Annotated in this window: 8 protein-coding genes; 3 read left to right on the top strand and 5 right to left on the bottom strand. The window is 47.0% G+C overall.

The window, feature by feature from the left end; genetic code table 11:
• Positions 1 to 57: 57 nt before the first annotated feature.
• Entirely contained in the window at positions 58 to 447 is a 390-nt protein-coding gene (gene rpsF / locus IM500_RS20085; RefSeq protein ID WP_002769143.1) for a 30S ribosomal protein S6, read from the bottom strand.
• 145 nt (positions 448 to 592) lie between these two features.
• Between rpsF and IM500_RS20080 the strand changes: the two genes are divergently transcribed.
• Entirely contained in the window at positions 593 to 1,384 is a 792-nt protein-coding gene (locus tag IM500_RS20080) for a fumarylacetoacetate hydrolase family protein (protein ID WP_190718545.1), read from the top strand.
• Here the strand turns inward: IM500_RS20080 and tpiA are convergent.
• A complete protein-coding gene (gene tpiA / locus IM500_RS20075) occupies positions 1,371 to 2,096 on the bottom strand; it encodes a triose-phosphate isomerase (RefSeq protein ID WP_002801963.1) in 726 nt (241 codons plus the stop codon). The genes IM500_RS20080 and tpiA overlap by 14 nt on opposite strands.
• A 157-nt stretch (positions 2,097 to 2,253) precedes the next feature.
• On the opposite strand from tpiA, the gene IM500_RS20070 reads away from it, so the two are divergent.
• A complete protein-coding gene (locus IM500_RS20070; RefSeq protein ID WP_147070243.1) occupies positions 2,254 to 3,018 on the top strand; it encodes a metallophosphoesterase family protein in 765 nt (254 codons plus the stop codon).
• Here IM500_RS20070 and IM500_RS20065 read toward each other — a convergent pair.
• The 3 genes from IM500_RS20065 to pgl all read right to left on the bottom strand — a co-directional run bounded on the left by IM500_RS20065 (position 2,937) and on the right by pgl (position 5,962).
• The gene (locus IM500_RS20065) at positions 2,937 to 4,184 is read right to left on the bottom strand and encodes a site-2 protease family protein (protein WP_287739406.1); all 1,248 of its coding nucleotides are present in this window, start codon (positions 4,182 to 4,184) and stop codon (positions 2,937 to 2,939) included. The genes IM500_RS20070 and IM500_RS20065 overlap by 82 nt on opposite strands.
• A gap of 150 nt (positions 4,185 to 4,334) precedes the next feature.
• Positions 4,335 to 4,967, bottom strand: coding sequence for a double zinc ribbon and FHA domain-containing protein (locus IM500_RS20060; RefSeq protein ID WP_190718509.1), 633 nt, complete (start codon positions 4,965 to 4,967; stop codon positions 4,335 to 4,337).
• A gap of 272 nt (positions 4,968 to 5,239) precedes the next feature.
• Positions 5,240 to 5,962 (bottom strand): 6-phosphogluconolactonase, encoded by a 723-nt coding sequence (pgl, locus tag IM500_RS20055; protein ID WP_190718507.1) that lies wholly within the window; start codon positions 5,960 to 5,962, stop codon positions 5,240 to 5,242.
• Positions 5,963 to 6,462: 500 nt separating this feature from the next.
• On the opposite strand from pgl, the gene IM500_RS20050 reads away from it, so the two are divergent.
• Positions 6,463 to 7,238, top strand: a 776-nt coding sequence (locus IM500_RS20050) for an RRXRR domain-containing protein (protein WP_287739405.1), incomplete at its 3' end; no start/stop codon positions are given.

Genomic DNA, 7,238 nt, shown 5'->3' with positions numbered 1-7,238 from the left:
CGCGCTTTTGCCCGATTACGGGAATTGGGCATTGACCCGACACAGTTGTGACTATAATTAATCTTCAGCGGAGATACCGTCATCTTCCACCACCGCTTCGGTGATAGGAGAGGGGGGAATTTCCGTTAAGGGAGATAAATCCGCAGGGGGGGCCACCACGCGATCGAGTTTTAGGGTTAAATAACGAATAACCTCATCACTTAAACGCATGGCCCGTTCCATGGGGGCGACTTGTTTGCCGCTGGCCTGATAATTCATCTGCACATAGACACCATCATTGAGTTTTTTGATGGGATAGGCCAGACGTTTTTTACCCCACACCTTCACTTGAATGTCTGTGGCGCTGTGTTCGCTAATCAGAGTCCGATAACGTTCCACTTGTTGCTGAACGACTTCTTCCCCTAAATCGGGCCGGAGAATGTAAAGAGTTTCGTAGTTATTGCTCATCTCAGAATCCTTATGGACTAGAAGGCTTCTTTGTCAAGACCGGAGGTTAATTGATTTTCATAACTCTCTAGCTTTTAATAAAGAAGCAAGGATATATGATCATACTACTATCCGAGAGTCGATCGCTAGTCATTCCCAGAAAAATATGGCGCAACGCTATGTACGAGTGAAACATCGTCAAGGACAAATCTTCTACGGACTGTTACAGCTAAACCGTAGCGTTGCCGTCTTTGATGCCCCTCCCTGGCAAGGAGGGCAACTAACCAAGCTAGAATTAGAACCCGATAGCTACCAACTATTAGCCCCCTGTTTCCCGTCGAAAATTATTGCCGTGGGCAAAAATTACCGCGCCCACGCCGCCGAGATGGGAACACCTGTACCGGAAGAACCGCTTTTATTTCTCAAGCCACCGACGACAATTATCGCCGATGGTGAAACTATTTTTTATCCGCCCCAATCGGAAAGAGTGGATTATGAGGGAGAATTGGCATTAATTATGGGAGAAACCGCCAAAAACTGCACCACAGCCCAGGCCAGAAGTAAAATCTGGGGTTATACCATTGCTAACGATGTCACCGCTAGGGATTTACAGAAAAAAGATAGCCAATGGACGCGGGCGAAAGGATTTGACAGTTTTTGTCCCCTCGGCCCCTGGATTGTCCGGGAATTGAGTATCGGGGCGCAATTAACCACTTTTCTCAATGATGGCAGCGAACCCAAACAAAGCAGTTATCTCAGCGATATGGTCTTTCCTCCCGATGTCTTGGTGGCTTATATCTCTCAAGTGATGACCCTGCTGCCGGGGGATGTGATTTTAACGGGAACTCCCGAAGGAATCGGACCGATGCAGGTGGGGGATAAGGTTCGGGTGGAAATAGAAGGCATCGGGGTTTTGGAAAATCGCGTCATGGCAGCAGCATCAATTAGCGATAATTAACAATCCTAGCGAATACGGCGGGGTCTAGACTCGCCCCACCGACTAAAGCCCCGTTTATCTGCGATTGAGCCATAATTTCATCGATATTATCGGGTTTTACCGAACCACCGTACTGAATGGTTACTTCGGGATTGTCTAATTGTTGCCGAATCAAACCGATAACGCGGTTAGCTTCCTCGCTTTCGCAGGTTTCCCCCGTCCCAATCGCCCAGATGGGTTCGTAGGCGATAACGAGGTTTTTTTGGTCAACATTGACTAAACCCCCTTGAATTTGCTTGATAATTACCTTTTCCGTTTCTCCAGCATCTCTTTGGGCCTTACTTTCTCCCACACAGATAATCGGGATTAAACCTTGTTTTTGGGCAGATATGACCCTTAAATTGACGGTTTCATCAGTTTCGCCGAAATATTGCCGGCGTTCACTGTGACCGATAACCACATAGTGAACCCCAATTTCGGTTAACATATCCGCCGAGATTTCGCCCGTATAAGCCCCCGATTTTTCCCAGTGGACATTTTGCGCCCCCAAGCGAATACGACCGCCGTGGAGGGTTTTAGAGAGGACAGCTAAAGCTGTGAAAGGCGCGCAAAGAACTACTTCTCGGTCGTCGGGGGTTTCCTCTAGATGGGATTTAAAATCTTGCAAAAACTCCAAAGCTTCTCTCTGGGTTTTGTGCATTTTCCAGTTACCTGCAATAACAACTTTCGGCACAGCTTAATTAATTTAGTAGATTTGATAATTTATGGTACATTTTACTGTAAGCCTTTTTGTTACCCTAAGCAAGATCACCGATAATCGCTGTTTGTCGTGAGCAGATTTTTTTAATACTTTTACCTGTACCTATGCCCTAATCCCCTACCAAATCCTCATGCGAACCTTAGCGATCGGCGATATTCATGGTTGCTCGAAAGCTCTAGATCACTTACTAGAGATCGTCAACCCCAAACCGCAAGATACTTTAATCACCCTCGGTGATTACGTTAATAAGGGCAGAGACTCGAAAGGGGTGATCGATCGCCTGATTTCCCTACATAAACAGGGAAATTTGATTCCCCTCAAAGGTAATCACGAGATTATCATGCTGCAAGCCCGTAATAACCCCCTCAAACAGCGTCTCTGGTTAGAAAAAGGCGGTAAAGCCACCCTCAAATCCTATAGTGAAGGCCACCTAATTAAAATTCCTGAATCTCACTGGGATTTTTTAGGAAAAGTCTGTATAAATAGCTACGAAACTGCCAATCATTTATTTGTTCACGCTAGTCTCGATCCCCATCTACCCCTAGCCAGACAACCAGAATACAAACTCTTTTGGGAGAAATTTCAATATCCCGCCGCCCATAGTTCGGGAAAAACCATGATTTGCGGCCATACCAGCCAAAAAAGCGGGAAACCAGTTAATCTCGGCCATGCCATTTGTATCGATACTTGGGCCTACGGCCAAGGCTGGTTAAGTTGTTTAGATGTGGAAACGGGGAAATTGTGGCAGGTTAACCAGCGAGGAAATTTTCGGATTAGCCAGATTCAAGATTATTATCTTCCATCCTCTCTACGTCAGGACATTAAGGACGGTTCGCCGATTTTTGGCGGTTCACTCTTGTCGAGAGCGGCAGCAATAACATTTAAGGGCAAATAACTGGGGTAAACTCCCTCGCGAGCGCGTTCAATATCCGTTTCCTCTAGGGGAATTTGGTATTTAATCGCAATTGCCTTGAGGATATCGCCGCGATCGATCACTCCCGCTACGGCGGAGGCTGGTGTTAACACCGTGATCATCGGGTCCTGGATGGTTTCCAATTTCTGCACCACTGTCACTAAGGGGGTTTTTTCCTCAACAGTGGGAATTTCCGTGAGGGGATGGGCAATATCAAGCAGTTGTTTTTCTGACCAGAAACTCCGCTCGATCGCCTGTAAATCTTCCACCCGAATTAATCCCCGATAACGTCCCTCGGAAGCGGCAAAATAAGCAGTATTGGCAGCCGCTCGGTCTAAAACGTATTCTTGGGCGAATTCCTCTAGGGTTTGATGGGCGTTTAAAACCCGCAAATGTCTGCTCATCACCTCTCCCGCTGTGAAATTGAGGAGACTTTCCTGTAAATTAGTTAAATTATCGTAGGCGCTGGCATTTCTGAGGATAAACCAGCCTATTAATCCTAACCAAGCACCCCCCACATCTGCCGTCAAGAGAACCAAGAAAATCCCCAAAATAATCCCTAACCAACCGATTAATTGACCACTGATCGCAGCCCAATGTAAACCCTTCCAGCGATCGCCGGTCGCTTGCCAGACCATTGCTTTGAAAATTTGACCCCCATCGAGGGGTAAACCGGGGATAAGATTAAATAGAGCCAAAAATAGGTTAATTATCGCTAAATGCCCGCATATATAGGTTAAATTGGCGTTTAAATAGGGTAAGTGACTGGCTAGGGATAGGAGACAAAACAGGAGAAAACTGACGAGGGGTCCAGCGATCGCTACTTGCAGGGCCTCTGGAGGAGTCCGAGATTCTCGATTGATCGAGGCCATACCTCCAAAGAGAAACAGGGTAATGGAATTGACCTGGATGCCTTGGCAACGAGCCATTAAACTATGACCTAATTCGTGGAGTAAAACCGAGATAAACAGCAATAAAGCCATGATTAAACCAAGTAACCACGCTAAAACAGAACTCTGGGCGGCCAGAGACTGAATTTCTGCATCAGTGGCATTGATCAAGGTGACAAAAGCCAGAATCAAAAACCACGAGGAATCAATATAGAGAGGAATGCCCAATAAAGAGCCGATTCGCCAATTTGTACGCATAATTTTCAGTGGGGAAATGGGGAAATGGGGAAGTGGGGGAATGGGGAAGTGGGGGAATGGGGAAGTGGGGGAATTCAACTAAAACCCGAAAACCCGAAAACCCGAAAACCCGAAAACCCGAAAACCCTAACCCCTAACACCTGTCCCCTTTTAGGACATTTGGAAAATAAAAGTCATTTTGTCCCCTTTACCGAGGGAAATGCGATCGCCAGCCCGGAGACGATGACGATTGCCGGGGGGTAGGGGAGTGTGATTAACGTAGGTTCCGTTAGCGCTGCCGCTGTCTTCGAGGTAATAGATGCCCGCTTCGACACGGATATCGGCATGAACCCGGGAGACGATATCAGAATCGGGAAAACCGGAAACATCGATATCGGGGGGAATGAGATCGTTAGGTTTGCCGATATGAATTACCGATAGATGTAGGGGTAATTCAATTTTGCTATCGGTTTGCAGGTGCTGCAAACTAGCTATTTCGGTCTGTAAGCGGGTGGCAGCCCGAACCGGTGGAGGAGCAACAGGAGGAGGTGCGATCGAGGCGACGGTGGGTGTAGGGACCGGTGGGACGGGTTCAGGTTCCGATTCCGATTCGGTCTCGGCTGCCACCATGGGAACGGAATTAGGCTGTAAATTGTCGCCACACTGACCGCAAAAGGTGGCATCAGTTTGGATGGTTGCCCCACAATTAGGACAGGAAGACATCCGCGGCAAGGGAGTGTAACAGGCCTCGCATTGACTGGCCTCATCGGGGTTAGTATGTTCGCAATTAGGACAAACGATCATTTTTAAGGAAAAAGTAAAAAGTAAAAAAGCAGATTAGGGGTTGGGGTGTTAGGGTTTTGGGGTGCTGGGGTGTTGGGGTTTTGGGGTGTTAGGGTGTTAGGGTTTTGGGGTGTTAGGGTGTTAGGGTTTTAGGGTGTTGGGGTGTTAGGGTTTTGGGGTTTTGGGGTGTTAGGGTTTTGGGGTTTTGGGGTGGTCACTGCGTGCGCGTTGCGGGGGGTTTTAGGGTTTTAGTTGAATTTCCCCATTCCCCTATTCCCCTATTCCCCTATTCTCTAGACAAAAGAGGAACCAGCGGCCGCATCGAGTAACCAATATAATTCCCCGGCCGGGGGGTGGATGAGACGGGAAGGATAGGAGAAAGAGTCACCATAGGCAGAGAAAATCTCATGTAGAGCGGGGCGTTTACTTTCGCCGGCAGCGATAAAGATCACACAACGGGCCTGATTGATCAGGGGAACGGTAAAAGTTAAGCGGGGATTGCCGTCTTTCTCGCCGACGGTGATACAGCGATCGCTTACCGTTAAAGCTGCCGTGTGGGGAAAGAGAGAGGCGGTGTGACCATCATCGCCCATTCCCAATAAAATCAGGTCAAAAACGGGAAAATCGGGAGAATTGACCCCAAACCATTGGCGGAGATGATCATCGTATTTTTGGGCGGCCAGGTGGGGATCGGGTTCATCCGTGGGCATAGGATGAATATTAGCGGCCGGGATCGGTATGCGATCGAGCCATGCTAACCGGGCCATGCGTTGATTACTGTCAGGATGATCGGGACTAACGTAGCGCTCATCTCCCCAGAAAACTTGAATTTTTGACCAGTCGAGGGGTTGAGAGGATAAAGCCTCGTAGAGAGGTTTCGGGGTACTACCGCCGGACAGAGCGATGGTAAAATAGTCCTGTTGGTCGAGGCTGGTTGTGATTTTTTCCAGAACCAGCGCCAGAGATTTTGCGATCAGAGCTTGTTTATCAGCTAAAACTTCCACCAATTTCTGCATGGGTTTTGTTATCAACTCAGGGGGCTGTCTTTACTATAGGCTAACCATTCAGGACTCATCTGAGAGCTTGGGAAAATTTTATTCTTTGAAAGGGATTAAGTTTACCGATGCCATATTGAGGTAATATTTCTAGAGTCGATTCTCGAAGGGGGTTGACAAGCAGAACGATTTGACATAGGGTTTAGCGGGAGGTTGAGCGAGAGTTAATTAGAAATTGCAGTTTGTCAGAGTGCCTCTCGGCAAAATCCTTCTGGGAATCCCCAGCGAGAACTTTTAAACAGACTAGTCACTAACCCCGCCCTAAAAGCGACGGGGCTTGCCTAGACCAATTTAGGCGACGCAAGTAGAGACTACCGCATCGAGACACAATCTGGCACAGACTTCCGAATGCTTCCCTAGTTCGGATTCCCTCTAAGCTTTATTGGTAAAGCGTTGTTAGACAAGACATCTTGATTGTGTTGCGGTAAGGGACTTTAACTTTACTCTTAAGGATTATCTCCATGGCAAGAGTTCCTGTTATCTCAAAAGACGGAAAACCGTTGATGCCCACCAAACCCAGTCGGGCCAGACGGTGGATTAAAGAAGGAAAAGCTATCGGTAAATTCAACGACTTAGATATTTTCTATGTCCAGCTAACCGATGAACCTTCCGATAGTAAAACCCAACCAATTGCCATTGGTATTGACCCGGGTAAATTATTCTCTGGAATTGGCGTTCAATCCTCTCTTTTTACTCTTTGGAAGGCTCACTTAGAACTTCCTTTTAAACGAGTAAGAGAGCGCCTAGACAATAGACGGTTAATGCGAAAAGGACGTAGAGGAAGACGGATTAACCGCCAACTTTCTTTTAATCTAAGAGCGCATCGACAAAAACGATTTTCAAATAGAAAACAAGGAAAATTAGCTCCCTCAATCAGAGCTAATCGTCAACTTGAACTTCGCGTCGCTTCCGAACTAACCAAAATCTATCCAATTACCGATATTTACTTTGAGTACATCAAAGCCGATATTGATCTAACTTCCGGTAGAAAAGGGGCTAAGTCTGGAAAAGATTTCTCGTCGGTTATGGTCGGACAAAAATGGGCTATTGAGCAACTGTCTCAATTGGCAGCAGTCCAGACTCGCTTTGGTTGGCAAACCTCTAATCTCAGAAAACATTTGCGACTAGAAAAGTCCAAAAATAAAGCAGAACAATCACCCGAAAGTCATGCTAACGATGGCACTGCTCTTGCCTGTTTTCAGTTTTTAGATTATTGGCCATTCCACAATTCTAATGG

It is taken from the genome of Microcystis sp. M179S2 (genome assembly GCF_020245805.1).
Classification (GTDB): Bacteria; Cyanobacteriota; Cyanobacteriia; order Cyanobacteriales; family Microcystaceae; genus Microcystis; species Microcystis aeruginosa.
The sequence above is the reverse complement of the archived record's forward strand: the minus strand, read 5'-3'. Positions and strand labels throughout refer to the sequence as shown.

Excerpts from the sequence above, each read along its gene's own strand:
- IM500_RS20080 (WP_190718545.1), top strand. The coding sequence starts at position 593 with ATGGCGCAACGCTATGTACGAGTGAAACATCGTCAAGGACAAATCTTC.
- IM500_RS20065 (WP_287739406.1), bottom strand. The coding sequence starts at position 4,184 with ATGCGTACAAATTGGCGAATCGGCTCTTTATTGGGCATTCCTCTCTAT.
- pgl (WP_190718507.1), bottom strand. The coding sequence starts at position 5,962 with ATGCAGAAATTGGTGGAAGTTTTAGCTGATAAACAAGCTCTGATCGCA.
- IM500_RS20060 (WP_190718509.1), bottom strand. The coding sequence starts at position 4,967 with ATGATCGTTTGTCCTAATTGCGAACATACTAACCCCGATGAGGCCAGT.
- rpsF (WP_002769143.1), bottom strand. The coding sequence starts at position 447 with ATGAGCAATAACTACGAAACTCTTTACATTCTCCGGCCCGATTTAGGG.
- IM500_RS20070 (WP_147070243.1), top strand. The coding sequence starts at position 2,254 with ATGCGAACCTTAGCGATCGGCGATATTCATGGTTGCTCGAAAGCTCTA.